General features: G+C 38.7%; 16 protein-coding genes. 7 read left to right on the forward strand and 9 right to left on the reverse strand.

Annotation, left to right across the window (positions count from 1 at the left end; genetic code table 11):
- The first annotated feature begins 38 nt into the window (after positions 1-38).
- On the forward strand, positions 39-788 hold the full coding sequence (locus tag PGN18_RS08635) for a LytR/AlgR family response regulator transcription factor (RefSeq protein WP_335319048.1): 750 nt from the start codon (positions 39-41) through the stop codon (positions 786-788).
- Positions 789-851: 63 nt separating this feature from the next.
- On the opposite strand, the gene PGN18_RS08640 is transcribed toward PGN18_RS08635, so the two are convergent.
- The 4 genes from PGN18_RS08640 to PGN18_RS08655 all read right to left on the reverse strand — a co-directional run bounded on the left by PGN18_RS08640 (position 852) and on the right by PGN18_RS08655 (position 5,790).
- A complete protein-coding gene (locus PGN18_RS08640; RefSeq protein WP_335319049.1) occupies positions 852-1,610 on the reverse strand; it encodes a lysophospholipid acyltransferase family protein in 759 nt (252 codons plus the stop codon).
- A gap of 36 nt (positions 1,611-1,646) precedes the next feature.
- Positions 1,647-2,108: an IS200/IS605 family transposase gene (gene tnpA / locus PGN18_RS08645; protein ID WP_335319050.1), complete on the reverse strand. Its 462-nt coding sequence runs from the start codon at positions 2,106-2,108 to the stop codon at positions 1,647-1,649.
- A gap of 447 nt (positions 2,109-2,555) precedes the next feature.
- The gene (locus tag PGN18_RS08650; protein WP_335319131.1) at positions 2,556-3,110 is read right to left on the reverse strand and encodes an NUDIX hydrolase; all 555 of its coding nucleotides are present in this window, start codon (positions 3,108-3,110) and stop codon (positions 2,556-2,558) included.
- 193 nt (positions 3,111-3,303) lie between these two features.
- A complete protein-coding gene (locus PGN18_RS08655; protein WP_335319051.1) occupies positions 3,304-5,790 on the reverse strand; it encodes a TonB-dependent receptor domain-containing protein in 2,487 nt (828 codons plus the stop codon).
- 237 nt (positions 5,791-6,027) lie between these two features.
- Between PGN18_RS08655 and PGN18_RS08660 the strand changes: the two genes are divergently transcribed.
- On the forward strand, positions 6,028-6,954 hold the full coding sequence (locus PGN18_RS08660; RefSeq protein WP_335319052.1) for an NAD(P)-dependent oxidoreductase: 927 nt from the start codon (positions 6,028-6,030) through the stop codon (positions 6,952-6,954).
- Between the two features lie 311 nt (positions 6,955-7,265).
- Positions 7,266-7,733 carry an OsmC family protein gene (locus PGN18_RS08665; RefSeq protein ID WP_335319053.1) on the forward strand — a complete coding sequence of 156 codons (468 nt, stop codon included), beginning with the start codon at positions 7,266-7,268 and terminating at the stop codon, positions 7,731-7,733.
- A 71-nt stretch (positions 7,734-7,804) separates the two neighbouring features.
- Here the strand turns inward: PGN18_RS08665 and PGN18_RS08670 are convergent, their stop codons facing one another.
- Positions 7,805-9,685, reverse strand: a complete 1,881-nt coding sequence (locus PGN18_RS08670; RefSeq protein WP_335319054.1) for a M1 family metallopeptidase — start codon at positions 9,683-9,685, stop codon at positions 7,805-7,807.
- A gap of 274 nt (positions 9,686-9,959) precedes the next feature.
- On the opposite strand from PGN18_RS08670, the gene greA reads away from it, so the two are divergent.
- Positions 9,960-10,433 carry a transcription elongation factor GreA gene (greA, locus tag PGN18_RS08675; RefSeq protein ID WP_039472782.1) on the forward strand — a complete coding sequence of 158 codons (474 nt, stop codon included), beginning with the start codon at positions 9,960-9,962 and terminating at the stop codon, positions 10,431-10,433.
- Between the two features lie 96 nt (positions 10,434-10,529).
- Positions 10,530-10,928 (forward strand): HIT family protein, encoded by a 399-nt coding sequence (locus tag PGN18_RS08680; protein ID WP_335319055.1) that lies wholly within the window; start codon positions 10,530-10,532, stop codon positions 10,926-10,928.
- A gap of 58 nt (positions 10,929-10,986) precedes the next feature.
- On the opposite strand, the gene PGN18_RS08685 is transcribed toward PGN18_RS08680, so the two are convergent.
- The gene (locus tag PGN18_RS08685) at positions 10,987-11,856 is read right to left on the reverse strand and encodes a hypothetical protein (RefSeq protein ID WP_335319056.1); all 870 of its coding nucleotides are present in this window, start codon (positions 11,854-11,856) and stop codon (positions 10,987-10,989) included.
- A 177-nt stretch (positions 11,857-12,033) separates the two neighbouring features.
- On the opposite strand from PGN18_RS08685, the gene PGN18_RS08690 reads away from it, so the two are divergent.
- Both PGN18_RS08690 and PGN18_RS08695 read left to right on the forward strand, forming a co-directional pair.
- Positions 12,034-12,675, forward strand: coding sequence for an RNA polymerase sigma factor (locus PGN18_RS08690; RefSeq protein WP_335319057.1), 642 nt, complete (start codon positions 12,034-12,036; stop codon positions 12,673-12,675).
- Complete coding sequence (locus tag PGN18_RS08695; RefSeq protein WP_335319058.1) at positions 12,672-13,862, forward strand: hypothetical protein; 1,191 nt, start codon at positions 12,672-12,674, stop codon at positions 13,860-13,862. Before PGN18_RS08690 ends, PGN18_RS08695 begins: the two co-directional genes overlap by 4 nt.
- Before the next feature lie 6 nt (positions 13,863-13,868).
- Here PGN18_RS08695 and PGN18_RS08700 read toward each other — a convergent pair whose 3' ends face one another.
- The 3 genes from PGN18_RS08700 to PGN18_RS08710 all read right to left on the reverse strand — a co-directional run bounded on the left by PGN18_RS08700 (position 13,869) and on the right by PGN18_RS08710 (position 16,531).
- Positions 13,869-14,150: a GNAT family N-acetyltransferase gene (locus PGN18_RS08700; protein ID WP_335319059.1), complete on the reverse strand. Its 282-nt coding sequence runs from the start codon at positions 14,148-14,150 to the stop codon at positions 13,869-13,871.
- A 5-nt stretch (positions 14,151-14,155) separates the two neighbouring features.
- Positions 14,156-15,046 (reverse strand): pirin family protein, encoded by an 891-nt coding sequence (locus PGN18_RS08705; protein ID WP_335319060.1) that lies wholly within the window; start codon positions 15,044-15,046, stop codon positions 14,156-14,158.
- A gap of 384 nt (positions 15,047-15,430) precedes the next feature.
- The gene (locus PGN18_RS08710) at positions 15,431-16,531 is read right to left on the reverse strand and encodes an NADH:flavin oxidoreductase (protein WP_335319061.1); all 1,101 of its coding nucleotides are present in this window, start codon (positions 16,529-16,531) and stop codon (positions 15,431-15,433) included.
- Between the last annotated feature and the right edge of the window lie 6 nt (positions 16,532-16,537).

Raw genomic sequence — 16,537 nt, forward strand, 5'->3', positions numbered from 1 at the left:
TAAACCGGATATTGTCATTAATTAAAATAATAACCAAAATGAACCTAAACTGTATTGTTGTTGATGATGAGCCTTTAGCGCTTGATATTTTACAGGATTATATTTCTAAAGTGCCTTTTTTAACCATGGTTAAAAGGTGCGAAAATCCTATTGAAGCTTTGCAGATTGTTCAAGGGGGTGGGATTGATCTGGTATTTTTGGATATTCAGATGCCTGAGCTGACCGGAATCCAGTTTTTAAAAATCGCAGGCAATAAATGTCACTACATATTAACAACTGCCTACCCACAATATGCTTTAGAAAGTTACGACCTCAATGTTTCGGATTATTTATTGAAACCGATAGCATTTGATCGTTTTTATAAAGCGGTAGAAAAAGTACATAATCAGGTAAAACCAGTTGAAGCCCCTGTTAGCGTGGCACAACCGATTGTAACACCCGCACCATTTTCGGGTTCACCAAACCCGGTTCAGGATTATATTTTCGTGAAAACGGAACATAAAATTCAGAAAATTTACCTACACGATATTTTATACATCGAAGGATTGAAGGATTACATTTCAATTTTTACCAAAGATGAACGTGTAATTACTTTACAGAGCATGAAAAAGATGGAAGAAGCTTTGCCTCAAAGTCAGTTTATCCGCGTACATAAATCTTATATTGTGGCAGTCGATAAAATTGAAAGTATTGAGCGTAGTCGCATCACCATTAATCAAAAAACGATTCCTGTAGGTGATACTTACCGCGACGAATTTTTTAGGGTAATCGGAAACAAGAATATTTAGGCGAGATGGCGATAGACATTTGTCTTGAATCAATTAACCAATTCCAACAATTAAGCCGTTACCTTACAAAGTAATAGGCTCTGCTATTGGTTGACCAAGAACTTTTCTGATTTCGTTCTCTACCTCTAGCGTAATCTCATTCGCTGGTTTTATTCCTGGTTCTATCGGCTTTAAAACCGTCCATTTTAAAGCATTTCCTGTGGTTAAGGGAAACATACCAAATCGCACAATTTTCCATGAATTTTCTATAGCCACCGGAACGATCAAAGCATTAGGTACTACTTTTAATAGGGTAGCGATACCTCCAAATTGGAATGTTTTTAGTTTTCCGTCTTTTGCCCGTGTTCCTTCCGGGAAAATAACGGTGCTCCAATTATTTTCCTTCATTCTACGACCAAGTTTGATGATTTCAGAAATGGCCTGCTTATTGTCTTTCCGGTTGATGTTTGCACCACCTCCTACACGCAAATTAATAGAAATTGATGGAATGCCTTTGGTAAGCTCAATTTTAGAAATGAATTTTGCGCTATATTTTCTTAAGAACCAAATTAGCGAAGGGATATCGTACATACTTTGGTGGTTTGCTGCAAAAATAATGGGTCTATCCGTTGGCAGATCGTATGCGTTTTTAAAACTGATGGAGTTAAGCAGAAAAAGCTGGCAATAGGTAAGAAAAAAATTAAGGATATCAACCGAAACCTTATGCGCTTTATAGCCAAAAAGCTTAAAGCAAATCCATTGTATAGGATGGAAGATACAGAGGGTTAATCCAAATAAAATATAAAATATAGGACTTAAAATATATCCGAAAAGCTTGCTCATCTGGTTGATTTAATGGATGGCAAAGATAATAATAAATTATTCTGGTTCTTTGAAGATGTATTTTTCTTCGTATTCAATCTCAAACATTTTTAAAAAATTCCTGTATTCCTCTAAAAAGGTTTTCTTTTTATGATGTTGTTCCTGGTTTTGGATATATTGAATAACCTGTTGGATATGGCTCTTTGAATAGGAAAATGCACCATAACCTTCTTGCCAGGAAAATTTTCTTTTACAAAACCCCTGATCATTGATCCATTTTGAGCTTTCTGTTTTTACATTCTGGATTAAGCTTGAAATAGATTGGTGCGGTCGCATGCCAATAAAAATGTGAATATGATCGGGCATACAATTAATCTGGATCATTTTATGATTATTCGCCTGGAATATTCCGGTAATATATTTCAAAAGCCTTTCTTTCCAATCCGCTTTGATCAATGCGGCCCTGAATTTAACGGCGAACACAAATTGAATATGCAATTGGGTGTATGTATTTGGCATAGCGCTCTAAATTTAAATTATAATCAAACGTTCCTACGGAACGAAAATTGCCGTCTGCAATCTCCACCGAGGGAATGTCCATACCGGACATTAAAAATTTTTGGATGATTTAATTTTTAGAGATTACCCTGACAATTTAAACAAGGCCTATAAAAGCGATGTTCGTAATCTTATATTAAATTATAAATTATTTTTCGATTTTCATAAATCCCAAGCCTTTTTATTAAAACGAAACGTTCCTACGGAACGAAAATTCTAATTTTATTAATTTTCTACCGGGGATCTGTTCCTACGGAACAGCATGAGTAATTGCTGGGATGTTTAGAGGGAATGATAATTTATCGACTATGTTCTATCTGAAAAATGTCCCGAAGGGTCATATGCTGGGTAGAAAAAAATATGCAATATTTTTGATGTTCCGTTAGGAACATTTGGTTGTTATGCTCATTACAGTTCCCCTTTTAACATCATCAGTTTAGCTCTTAGGATTGCGGCTACGCTCATCGAATCAGTTATCTTTCCGTCCAAAACCATTTGATAGGCCTCGATAAAAGGCAATTTTTTTACAACGAGTTGTTCCGTTTCTTCAGGCATGGCAATACCTTCAATAAGATCGGTAGCAATATAGATAATGCTTAGTTCATCGCTTACCGAATTGGAAAGGTACATTCGCTGGATTTCTTTCCAAGTTCTGGCGCTCAATCCGGTTTCTTCCAATAATTCTCGTTTTGCACTTTCTAAAGGTGCTTCATGGAACGGCCCGCCGCCTTCCGGAATTTCCCAACTGTATGCGTTTAGTGGATAACGGTATTGACCAACCAGCCAGGTATTATGGTTTTCATCTAAAGGGAGGATGCCTATGGCCAGGTTCTTAAAATGGACAGTGCCGTAAATTCCTTGTCCGCCAGATGGATTAATCACCTGGTGTTCGGTTAAGCGGATCCAGTTGTTGTCGTATTTTACCTCGCTTTCTAGCGTTTTCCAAGGGTTGATCTCTTCCATGGCCGCAAGATAAGCAATCATCTTATTTTATCGTAGCCAACCAACATTTACCTGGTTGGCTGATGTAGAAAAAGCTGTAATAAAATCAGATGTTATTGCAGTGTTGAAAACGTAGAAATCTTTCAACATCGTTTAAAGATTTCTACGCTTCGGTCGAAAGGATGTGATGTGGCTGTGATTATCTTTTAGGCTATTAAAATGATCCTTCGTCAGGGCGGTTGTCTTGCTCTTCTTTTTTCTTTTTATTCGTGCCGGTAAATGTGGTTTTTCCAAAGCGGTAAGAGAAAGTTAAATTTCCCATCGTGCCCTGAAATTGGCGTTCAAAATCAACAATCGTTGCACGATCTTCGGTAGTCATACTCCATCTTCTGGTATTAAATACATCTCTAACATTGAAACTTAAAGAAGCTTTCTTATTAGGGAAGTCGTATTTGGCCCCACCGTCAATTCCATACATGGCATTACGTTTTCCCTGGGCCATCACCTCTGGTGCCCTGTAATCGCCACGTACCTGTAATGATAAATTTTTAACTACGGCTAAATTTCCGGTCAGGTTGGCGTTCCAGCTAAAGCCACTACTTGATGGGATGTCAAATCGGGCATCTCCAGCAAATTTCGCCTGGTATAAGTTTACGTTCGTGGTGAAATTTAAAGCTTTAATCAGGTCAAAACGGCCGATTAATTCTAGTCCGCTGTTGATCTGGTTCGATAAGTTTTGCGGCGTTGATGTAATAATTCCATTAACTGGTGTACTTCTTACACGCTGAATCACATCATTGGTTTGACGGAAATACAAGCTTGAAGTTAAGGTTACTTTTTTCCAGTATTTGCTATAACCCAATTCAAAAGAGTGTACGTCTTCAGGCAATAAATTCGGGTTACCACCTCTGTAATTTAATGGATCGGAAACATCTAAAAATGGATTCGTATCCCATGGGCGTGGACGGTTAACACGACGGGTATAACTTAGCTGAAGCTGGTTGTCGCCTTTCAGTTTCTGCGTTAAGAACACACTTGGGTATATCCTTTTATAGTGGATATTTCCTTCGGCAGTGGTTAGTGTATTGTTGGTATAACCTTCCAAACGCGTATCTAAACGTGCATCTTCACCCCTTAAACCGATCTGGTAACCGAAATCTTTAATCTGGTTCTGGTAATTGAAATACAGGGCATGCACCTGATCTTTGCTATCAAAACCATTAATCAATTTATTGTTCCTGATATAAATACTGCTATTATTTAGGATTGAATCGGCATATTGATCATTTTCACCCAAGCGGATCTGGCTTCGGTAACCCACTTCAATTTTACCCGCTTTACCCACAGGCAATGCATAATCTGTCTGGATGTTGTAGTTGGTATTGTTACCGGTATTAAATACACGCTGTAAACTCAAGGTTTCATCAATAGGTACCCCATTACGGTTAGTGGTATTGGTACTGTAATATTGATCGTTATTGTTGGTGCCGTAAGAATATCCAAAATTAAAGGTTAGTTCTTCCTTCGGCTTTTTAAATTTCTGTACGTAATCTAAATTTGCGTCGTAACTTGATCCAAAACCATCGGTATTATTCGTTCTGTTGCTGAGCAGTACTGGTGAACTGTTTTTATCTAATTGTCTGATGTCAAGCAGATCATTACGTTCATTCTCTCTTGAGTTAAAGCCACCCGATAAACTGATCACACTTTTAGGAGTCAGATAATAATCGATACCTGCCTTGGCATTGTGTCCTTTATCCAATGAGCTGGAAACTGTATTTTGACTGGCGAACCTTGTTCTTAATGAATCTGATTTATAAGTAATGTCCTGAAAGCCGCCTCCAATACGATTGCCGTAACGGTAGCCATAGTTTCCGTAAATATTGACTTTGCTGTTCTGAAAACTTAAGTTGGTATTGGCATTATAGTTATCACGATTACCTGCAGTTAAGGCCACTGAGCCATTAAAACCCAGTTTTGTGTTTTTCTTAAGTACAATGTTAATAATACCTGACTGGCCTTCGGCATCATATTTTGCAGATGGATTGGTAATGACCTCAACACTTTCAATAGAACTCGCTGGGATGGATTGCAGGATCTGTGCTACGTTACCGCCAGCAATTAAAGATGGTTTTCCATCAATTAGTACTTTAACGCCTGAAGAACCGCGCAAACTCACATTGCCATCCATATCCGTAGAAACAGAAGGGACATTTTGTAATAAATCTCCTGCAGAACCGCCCTCGCTGATTACGCTCTGATCTACAGCGAAAATCTTTTTATCAATTCCCATTTGCATGCCTTGTTTTTGGCCGGTTACAGTAATTTCGCTTAATACATTACCTTTTGCCGTATTCATTTTAATGTCGCCAAAATTTAAAGTACCTGTGCTGGCCGTTACCGTTACATTATCCCTCACCATGGTTTGGTAACCCACAAAACTAATTTTAAAAGTAAAGGTTCCGTTAGGAATATCGGTCATCACAAAAGCACCATTTACATCGGTTTGAGCTATTTTTGCATTTTTGGCTGTAGCTTTATCAATTAAAACTGCTGTAGCAAATGGAATGGTTTCTTGTGTTTTTGCATCTTTAAGTACTCCGGTAATTTTCGCCTTTCCGCTTGTTTGTGCGAAAAGATTAAATGATAAGCTTAAAAGTAAAAGGGTAATCTGTATAGTTCTTGATTGTAAAAGTCTCATTAAAAATAAAATTTCGTGTGTTTTTATAAAGGGAGACAAAGTAACGGCAACTTAGTTTAATAAACGGGCCGTAACTATTTTATTACAGCCATTTTATAGTAATATTTTTGTGGGTAATCTGGAGTTTACAGTTAACAGTTTGCAACTACCGTTTTTATAAAAACTATAACTGAATATTACAACTGAAGGATTAACAAAATGTTACTTTTGTTATTCATATTGAGCATAAATTAACAGATGAAAAAAATATTAATTGTTGATGATCTGCATCCTGCATTTAAAGAGCAGGCCATTGCCATGGGTTACCAGGTTGATGATGAGCCACAGATTACCCGCCAACAAACATTAGATAAAATAAAGGATTATACAGGTATCGCCGTACGTACAAAATTTAGGATTGATGCCGAGATTTTTGCTGCTGCTACTAATTTGAAGTTTGTGGCCAGGGCAGGGGCGGGTTTGGATAATATTGATGATAAAATTGCTTTTGACAGAAATATTGAATTAATCAATGCGCCGGAGGGCAATTGTGATGCCGTTGGCGAACATGCCGTTGGTTTGCTTTTATCGTTAATGAACAATTTTCGTAGGGCTGATATCGAAATTAGAAACGGTATTTGGGATCGGGAAGGAAACCGTGGTTATGAATTAAAAGGCAAAAAAGTCGGGATTATTGGTTATGGTTTTATGGGACAAAGCTTTGCTAAAAAACTGGCAGGTTTTGAGGTTGATGTGATGGCTTATGATAAGTACAAAACCGGCTTTTCTGATGCTTTTGCCCGTGAAGTGAGTATGGAAGAAATTGTAAAATACAGCGATGTGCTTAGTTTACATATTCCTTTAACAACAGAAACCAGACAAATGGTTGATGAAGAATATTTCTTTCATTTTAAAAAGCCCATCTTTTTTATCAACACCGCCAGAGGAGAGATTGTAAATACCGCTGCAGTATTGAATACAATTAAAACCGGAAAAATTGTAGGTGCTGGATTGGATGTGCTGGAAACGGAAAAATTCCCGGGTTTGGGTGAACAACCATGGTATGATGAATTAAAGCATAACAATCAAGTAATTTTAACGCCACATGTTGGTGGCTGGACTTTTGATTCCTATCGAAAAATTTCGGAAGTTTTGGCTGATAAATTAAAAGGGCTTAATTTTTAGCTGGCTGTTTCTGCAGGTTTAAGGAAAAATTCTGAAGTTTAATGATGGGGACATCACTCCATTTAGGAAACGTTGTTAACTAAACCTGACAGAACGGAAAGCCCGGATTCCGATTTTCATCGGGAGAGGACTTGGGGCGATAGCAGGGCTTTAGGAACCGAAGCACTACCGAACGCTGCTTTTCAAATTAATATTCCTCATCTATAAAGAATCTAGTTTTCGAAACCTCATAGGTTTGAAAGTAGGGCAAATAATAGGAAAATCTCCATTTTATTTTCCTAAATTGGCTATACAATCTAACCCGTTTTATTATGCCGAAAGATCATTTATATTCGACCACCGTTACCTGGACGGGCAACAAAGGATCAGGTACAATGGATTACCGTTCATACGACCGTGATTATATAATCTCAGTAAAAGGTAAAGCCGATATTGCTGGTTCATCTGATTCTGTTTTTTTGGGCGATAAATCTAAGTATAACCCTGAGGATCTTTTATTGGCATCCGTTTCCAGCTGCCACATGCTGTGGTATTTACACCTTTGTTCTAAAAATGGAATTGTGGTTATTGATTATAAAGATGAAGCCATAGGTACAATGGAAGAATCGGCTGATGGAAGCGGTCGTTTTAGAGAAGTTACCCTGCATCCCCAGGTTTTAATTGCCGATCAGGCGCACTATGAACTGGCAGAATCGCTACACCAGGAAGCCAACAAAATGTGTTTTATTGCCAACTCTTTAAATTTCCCGGTTAAACATCAGCCAGTTATCAGTTATTAGTTATCAGTTAGTAATTAGCAGTTTTCAGTTGGTCGTTATGGAACTGCCAACTGAAAATTGCGAACTGTTAACTATTTTCCGGACCAAACATTGTCTTTTGGCGTGGCATCCATAAAAATTCCATTATCCAAGCTAACTGATCTCACTTTTTTAGCCGTATTCAGCACGATGTTCAGCTCTTTCGGATTGGCTTTCCAAACTGCCGGACTTTTGTGGATGGTTTCCGTTTTTCCATCGGTATAGGTCACAACCATATCAAATGGAATGGCAAAGCCACCCACATTTTTAATTGTTACAGTTGATTTCCCTTTTGCAGGTGTTACTTTGCTAACAGCTAAATCGAGGTAATTATTCGTGAAGAACCAATTCTGGAAAAACCAGTTTAAATTCTGTCCGGAACCTGCATTCATGGAGTTAAAGTAATCCCATGGAATAGGATGTTTGCCATTCCAGTTACCCATATAAGTATGTAGTGCTTTTTTAAATAAATCATCTCCCAGCATATCTTTGAGCGCCAGATAAGATAATGAAGCTTTCCCGTAAGAGTTATTTCCATAACCTGCGCCCGAAACCTGATCAGACATCGAAATGATAGGCTGGTCTTCTTCTGCTGATTTATCGTTAATATAGTTGTTCACTCTAAATTTCCTGTAAAAATCGTCTGCAGCCTGTTTGCCATGTTCAGCAATGCCGATTAAATATTCAAATGTGGTAGCCCATCCTTCGTCCATATAGGCATAACGGGTTTCGTTAATACCCATGTAAAAAGGAAAATAAGTGTGTGCGACTTCATGATCCTGAACCAATTGTGCAAATACGGGGTCTCCAAACTGCGAGTCATTCACCATCATCGGATATTCCATATCGGCAAAACCTTGAAAAGCAATGGTTTTTGCATAAGGATAGGGGATTCCTGGCCAATTGTTCGAAAACCAATCTAAAGCATTTAGATTGTATTTAACCGAATTGATAAAATCTGTTCCGGTAGTTGGGTTATAGGCAGCCTGGGCACTGGCACGGCGATTGGTTTTTTTATCGACAATTATACTTGCACCATCCCAAACATAGTGGTTACTTAAAGCAAAGGTAACATCGGTAATGTGGTTCACGGCAAATTTCCAGGTATTCCAGTCTTTTTGCTGTGTTACTTTACCATCCTTCATTTCCTGTTCGGTAGCGATATGGATGATCTCATCTCCGTTGTATGATTTTTTTAAACGGGCAGCAATTTCAGGTTGTAATACTTCATCTGGGTTGAGGAAATCGCCGGTTGCATACACCACATAATTTTTTGGGGCTTTGATTGTGAATTCGTAATCGTTAAAGTCGTTGTAAAATTCAGCCCTATCAGTATGTGGAATGCGATCCCATCCGTTATAATCATCGTATACCGATATACGTGGGTAGCTGTAAGCCACAAAAAAGGAATTTGGATCGATCTGCCCTTCTCGCCCGCTTTCTTTTGATAAGGGATATTCCCACTCCATTTTAACGGTGATTTTAGATTTTGGTAATAAAGGGTTTTTTAAGGTGACATTACCAACCGTTCCCCAATTTTTGCTATCTACCTTATATTTTTGACCATCTACCCAAAAAGCCCTAATATTTAAACCTGAACTTAAAAAATCTTCGCTTACCGCACCACTTCTTGGTGAGGTGGGTTTATGCAAGTTGTTTACAAAGCGGATGGCCAGGTTTTTTAGGGTATCAGAACTGTTGTTGCTGTATAGAATTTCTTCTTTACCGCTAACCACTTTGGTTTCGGCATCTACCTGGATATCCATATTGTATTTGCCATGGTTTTGCCAATAATTTGGGCCAGGTTTCCCGTTCATGGCACGTGTACCTTTAGCATAGGCCTCTTTAATATTTCGGGGCATGTAAAGTTCCTGTGCAGAAACCATATAGCCACTTAAGCAAACCAGTAGGGCAATAGAAAATAACTTTTTCATTTTTTAAGAATAATTTAAGCTAAATTAAAATTTATGATTGAATTTTGAATGCCTGTATGATTGAATGTTATGTTTCTGATAGATTTCTCTTTCCGTATAAACAGGCTGGTGTAAAAAAGATCGTTAAATCTAAAATTCCACTAAATCTTAATCTTTTATTTGCTTTTGTAATTTCCACATTTTATCTTCGTTATAATTGAAGCAAGACTATGTAGCAAACCAACTATATAGTCTTGTTTGTTTTTTATAGCGTTTGAACAAAATTAATAGAGCAATGACAGAGGTAACATACTACACCCAAGAGGGGTTAGATAAATTAAAAGAGGAAGTTCATTATTTAACTACCACCGGTCGTCAGCTAATATCTAAAGCAATTGCAGAGGCAAGGGATAAAGGTGATTTATCGGAGAATGCAGAATATGATGCCGCAAAAGAAGCACAGGGGCTGCACGAAGCTAAAATAGCTAAATTACAGAATACATTGGCAAATGCACGTTTGATTGATGAATCGCGTTTGGATTTGTCAAAGGTGCTGGCATTATCCATCGTAAAAATAAAAAATGTTAAAAACGGTGCTACTATGACCTACCAATTGGTAGCAGAAAGTGAAGCCGATTTAAAAACTGGAAAAATTTCGGTTAAATCGCCAATTGCGCAAGGTTTGCTGGGTAAATCTGTAGGCGAATTTGCCGAAATTGAAGTGCCGGCAGGAAAAATGCAGTTTGAAGTACTTGAAATTTCGAGATAAGCGCATGGCGTTTGACAGTGAGTGGTTGTTAAAGCTCTCATCGCCAAACGCTTAACCTTATACCCTATACCTTCCACCTTTTAACCTTCCACCTTAATGACTATCTTCTCTAAAATCGTTGCAGGCGAAATTCCTGCCCATGTTGTTGCTGAAACTGTAGAATATTTAGCATTTTTAGATGTTTCGCCATTAACGGCCGGCCATGTGCTGGTGATTCCAAAAATTGAAGTAGATTACCTCTTCGATATGGAAGAAGATCTGTATGTTGGTTTGTGGATGTTTGCCAAAATTGTGGCAAAAGGTGTTAAAATAGCTTTTCCATGCAAAAAAGTGGGTGTTTCAGTAATTGGGTTGGAAGTCCCGCATGCACATATTCATTTAATTCCGATGAATAACGTGAGCGACATGAATTTTAGCAAAGAAAAGTTAAAGCCAAATAATGAAGAATTGGCTGAAGCAGCTGAAAAAATTAAGCAGGCCTTACTGGAGGTATAAAAAAGGCCGGCTGCGTAAAATACAGCCGACCATTCTATATTAGCTTAACCCAATAATTTTATTGTGCAGGAGCAACCGTGGTGGTGGTCGAAACATAAGGCCAAACCGAGCCTGGAGCTGCTGAACCTGGGATAGTAATTCCTTTATTATCGCCTCTTTTTGTATCTGATACAAAATAATACAATGGCCACCCTTTATAGGTAAGCTGTTTTTTATTCACGCTGGCTACGGTAATTACACTAAGGTCAGCTTTTGCAATCACCGATGGAACGTTTAGTATTTCAGAAGTATAAACCGGCCAGATTCCTTCTTGCGTTGTACCTTTTGTATAGGTATTTACTCCATTCTTATCTGGAGCAAAAGCGTAAAGTGTTCTGCCAAATGCATCTGTAAAGTATTTGGTAAGGCCGGTTCCTTCTACATAAGCACTGGTATAACTTCTGGTATCGGCACCTACCAATTGTGCATTGGCCAGCATCAAAGAATAATCAGGTTTTGCCACAAACCAGATGCCACCAACTCCGTCGCCCTTAATGTCACCTTTAGCAGCATCGCCAGCAAAATAATAAAGCGGGTAACCACGATAAGTACTTTGTTTACGTCCATCAATGCGGGTAACCTCACCCACTTCCGCTTTGTTCAGGTTTAAATCTGTACTGGCATCGGCGCTGTAATAAAGAGGCCAATTGGTTTCGCAACCGTTTGTACAAGTTGGCACACCTGCTGCATCATTAGCAAAAAAGTATAAGGTTTTGCCGTCTTTATCTGTCAATACAGATCCGAATTTGGCATCGGTTGCCAGTTGGATTCCTTTATTGTTGTTAACGGGTTGAGTTGTTGGTTCGTCTGAACTGCTTTTTTTGCAGGCAGTAAATACTATAGCTATACCAAGTACCGCCAATAGATTTCTTTTTAAGTAGATTAGCATAAGATTTTTGTTTTTAGTTTTAACTTTAATAAAAAATTGTTATGCTGCTATTACGCCCACAAGTTTTAAATGGTTGCTTCCATTACGGAGATTTTTAAGCCAGAATGAATGCTATAAAATATTTTTAAAAAATTGATTTTTGAAGCAACCTTTCGTTATTCCTCATCGTAATGTGTTTTGAAAGGAGAGTTTGTGACCGCTAAGCGCGACAGAGAAGATATTCTTATACAGAAGTATATTCAAGGCTGCATTAGAAATGAAAGAGATAGTCAAAAAGCGCTATATCAACATTTCTATAGTTTTGCTATGGGTATCTGTTTGCGTTACGCAAACGATCGGTTGGATGCTGCGGGAATTTTGAATGACGGTTTTTTTAAAGCTTTTAAGAGCATTGCCAAATATGAGCCTACCAAAGCATTTTTACCCTGGCTTGGGCGCATTATCACCAATACTGCTATCGATTATTATCGCGCCAATCTAAAATTTGCTGATCAGCTAGATGTTATTGATCATGAAAATGTTGCGCAGATAAGTTCTGTATATGATAAATTGGCTTATCAGGATTTACTGGCTTTGGTGCAAAAATTAAGTCCGGGTTACCGTACTGTTTTTAACCTCTTTGCCATAGATGGATATACGCATGAAGAAATTGCCGAAATGCTGGGGATATCTGTAGGTACATCAAAATCTAACCTGTTCAAGGCAAGGCAAAAATTACAGGAAATGTTAAAAGCTACGGAAACGAAAACTTACCAGGTGAGGAGTTCGGAAGTAGACAAGAACCTTCTACAGGCAAGGTTAAACACAAATATGCAATGAAAGAGGGAAAAGATATAGATAAATTATTTAAGGATGGGTTGGAAAATCCCGACCTTTCTTTTAATGATTTAGATTGGGATCATCTGGAGGAGAGATTGCATCCAACGCCGAAGAGGAGCGTAGTGCCGCTTAGGTGGTTAACTGCTGTGGCTGGGATGGCTGCATTGTTGCTGGTGGTGTTTTTGTTGGTTAAACCAAGTGCTGATCAGTCTAAAAACGATCAGGTTAAAACCAGGATAGAAAAAAACAATAATAACAATAGTCCTTTAAATGCTAAGGAAGAATTAATTGAAAAGCCAGCAGATGGGACTGAGTGGGCCGAAAATGGACAAGAACGGTTACTGGCTGGCAACAATTATAATAAAGATAAAGCTGCCAATGAACAAAGGAAAGCTGAAACGCGATCTACACGAGTAATTTCCCCTAAAGTTATGGAACCCGGCAATGATCATGGTAACCAATTGGTTAATGTGCTTTATAAGCCTGAAATAAGAGTTGAAACGGAACCAGTAGCATTTGAAGCGCAGGACCTTATCGTTGAGCCTGCTCATGGTCAGGTGGCAAAAGTTAAAGATCCGATTTTTAAGAAGAAATCCAGGTTGATATTAAGTATTCTTGCTGCGCCCGATTTAACCAGCGTACAAAAGTCGGGTCAAAGTAGCTTAAGTGGCGGTTTTGGCTTAGAGGCCACCGTAATCCTAACCAAAAAATTAAGTGTGACTACAGGGGCTTCTTATGCAAAGAAAATTTACGATTCAGATTTTAGTTTATACAAACCCAACAGCAGTTACGTTTTTAAGGTGAATCCGGCAAATATCCATGCCAATTGTGATGTGCTGGATATTCCGATCAATTTAAACTATAAAGTTTTCGATGGCCGTAGAAATGCTATTTCTGTAAGTATGGGTTTATCCAGTTATTTAATGTTGAAAGAGCAATATCGCTATTCTTACAACGGCACCTATCAAGGTCCTCAAAATTTCGAAGTAAGAAACCAGAACCAGCATTATTTGGGTATAGCCAATGTTGGTGTAGAGTTTCAGCACAAAATCAATCATAATTTAAGCATCAGCGCTAAACCTTTTATGAAAATTCCGTTAACGGATATTGGTTATGGCAATACCAGGCTATCCTCAACAGGTGTGGCTGTTTCGGTAAATATGAATTTGTTTGGCGGAAAGAATTAACTAAGATTAAAATAATACGTCTTGAATTTCGGATGTTTTATCGAAAACACTTTTGGCAAAGGGACAAAGGGGAAGGATTTTTACTTTGTTTTCTCTGGCATAATTTACGGCTGCCCATACTAATTTTCTTCCGATACCTTGACCAGCAAAATCTGGATTGACTTCGGTATGGTCAATGATGAATTTGCCAGGGCCAGCCCAAATATATGCTAAAACGCCTGCCTGTATGCCATTATCCGATGCTTCGAACTGCCCCTTACTTTCGCCGTTATTCTGTTGTATTTCCATCAAATTTATTTCTTAATATATGGATTTTGATTAGGTAAAGGCACAAAATCGGTTTCTCCTGGTACAGGTTTAAAAGTTTGTTCCAGCCACTTTATCTTGGCTTTTTCAATCAATTCCCTATCGGATGCCACAAAGTTCCAGTAAATAAAACGTTCTTCGGGAAAAGGCTCGCCCCCGAAAATGTAAACTGTGGTGTTTTCGTGCATAATAAATTGGCATAGTTTGGCGTTATTGGCAATTAAAATTAAACGGGGTTCAAAAATATGTCCATCGCTCTCTATTGCTCCTTCTAAAATATAAAGTGCACTTTCGCCAAATAGGTAGTCGCCAATGTTTACCTGTTGCCGCTCAGTGCTTTTTAGCTCCAAAAAGTATAAGGGACTGTATACCGGAACAGGTGATTTATAGCCAAAAGCTCCTCCTGCAATGAGTTTGAAATAAACACCATCTTGAGTCCAGGTTGGAATGTCAGCCTCTTCAACATGGCAAAATTCAGGCTCCATTTGCTCTAAATCTTTTGGCAAGGCTACCCAGATTTGTAAGCCATGGAGCATTTTATCGGTATGGCGAAGGTACTCTGGGGTTCTTTCTGAATGTACAATGCCACTGCCTGAAGTCATCCAGTTTACCTGCCCTGGCTTAATTACAATATCAGATCCCAAACTATCTTTATGGGTAATTTCACCCTCGAATAGAAACGTTAAAGTAGATAGGCCAATATGTGGATGGGGCGGAACATCAAGGTTTTCATGATCACTCATTGCAGCTGGCCCCATATGATCAATAAATGAAAATGGCCCAACCATACGTTTCTCACGGAAAGGAAGGAGTCTGCCAACCATGAAATTTCCAATATTTGCGGGCCTTTCTTCGATAATGAGTTTAATGTTCGACATGGGATAATCAATTTTTTGATGATGTGAATTTAAGGAAAAATTCTTAAGGCTAATTGGTTTGCGTAATATCTGACACCATTAAAAAGGATTTAGGTTTTTCAGCCGGATTAAGCCAAGGGCGGGGCTAGACTAACCGAAGTATTACAGGTATTGCTTTCCTAAATATCAAAAGAGATTCCGTGCCTTCAGTGTTTCCGTGGCAGAAAAATTTTTATCTGAAGTTAGGTGTTACCATTTGACTGGCTAAAAATGGTATTAAGATATTAGAAAGAGAGTGACTCCACAATTAATATTTGAGATGTGTGTCAGATGGTAACATCTGACATCACAACAAAAAAGCATCCCTTTCGAGATGCTATTAAAATAAAGAGAAAGATATGGTTTTTATACCAATTGCATTAAAGCTTCTTTACTAAAGCCTTTTAATTCTTCAATTCGGTTATTTTTGATTTTTTCTACCCAATTTGGATCTGCTAAAAGCGGACGGCCAACTGCTACTAAATCAAAATCGCCTCGGTCCATTCTGCGTACCAATTCATCTAGCGAGCTAGGTTGTGAGCTTTGGCCTGCAAAAGCACCAAAGAAATCTCCATCCAAGCCAACCGAACCTACTGAAATGGTAGTTTTACCAGTTACTTTTTTGGCCCATCCTGCAAAATTTAAGTCAGAACCTTCAAATTCAGGCTCCCAGAAGCGACGCTGCGAACAATGGAAAATATCAATTCCGGCTTCTGCCAACGGTGTTAACCATTGTTCCATCTCCTGCTCATTTTTAGCCAGTTTAAAGTCATAAGCAGCCGGTTTAAATTGTGATAAGCGGATAATCAGTGCGAAATCTTCACCAACTCGTTTCCGCACTTCTTTAATTACTTCAACGGCAAACCGTGTACGCTCAGCTAAGGTTTTGCCCCCATAAACGTCGGTGCGGTTGTTGGTCGCATCCCAAAAAAACTGATCAATCAGATATTGATGTGCGCCATGTATTTCAACCGTGTCAAAACCTAGGGCCTTGGCATCAGCCGCAGCCTGCCCAAAAGCAGCAATGGTATCGGCAATAGCCGCATCCGTCATCGGTACGCCGTTTTCAAAACCCGGACTGTTGAAAGATGAGGGGCCTTCAAATGGGGTACTTGGTAACCAGCCAGAAGCATGATTTGCATGAATACCCTGGTGCCATATTTGCGGACCCATTTGCCCACCAGACTTGTGAACTTCACTAATTACCTGCTGCCATCCTGCTAAAGCATTGGTGCCGTAAAAATGTGGAATGTTGGGATCTGATGATGAAGAGGGACGATTAATTACTGTTCCCTCCGATAAAATTAAACCTACTTCTCCAGCTGCTCTTTTTGCATAATAAGTTGCAACTTCAGGTGTTGGCACCCCATCTGGAGAGAAAGACCTAGTCATAGGCGCCATTACAATCCTATTTTTGATGTTTAATGTTTTAAGGCTAAATGGCCTAAATAAACTATCTGTATTCATATGTTT

Origin of the sequence: Pedobacter terrae, from assembly GCF_036946585.1 — a bacterium.
Taxonomy (GTDB): Bacteria; Bacteroidota; Bacteroidia; order Sphingobacteriales; family Sphingobacteriaceae; genus Pedobacter; species Pedobacter terrae_C.